This window comes from Acinetobacter sp. V2, from assembly GCF_001188385.1.
Taxonomy (GTDB): domain Bacteria; phylum Pseudomonadota; class Gammaproteobacteria; order Pseudomonadales; family Moraxellaceae; genus Acinetobacter; species Acinetobacter oleivorans.
This window is the reverse complement of sequence record NZ_JZFB01000006.1, coordinates 93225-93517: the sequence shown is the minus strand read 5'-3', so window position 1 is coordinate 93517 and position 293 is coordinate 93225. Positions and strand designations below refer to the sequence as shown.

1 pseudogene is annotated in these 293 nt (G+C 37.9%); it reads right to left on the bottom strand.

What is annotated here, in order from left to right:
• Positions 1-293: pseudogene (locus UC75_RS22105) on the bottom strand (biotin/lipoyl-binding protein); the annotation flags it as partial.

The following is a 293-nucleotide window of genomic DNA, read 5'->3' as shown; positions in this document are numbered from 1 at the left end:
TCAACACCTGATGCTGCTTGTGTTACTTTTTGGTCGTAAGTGGTTGCATCAATATGCATGAGCACTTGACCTTTTTTGACATGATCAAAGTCTTTAACAACTACATCTTTAACGTAACCATTAATTTGTGACGATAAAATCGTGGTTTTCCCTTTGACATAACTATTGTCAGTTTGCTGAACACTCGTTGCAAATGGTCCGATTCTCCATGCCCATAAAATCACTAAAATACCGACAATAAGAACACCTAACATCCATAACAGTGTTGAGCGCTTTGTCGGAATCAGTTTACT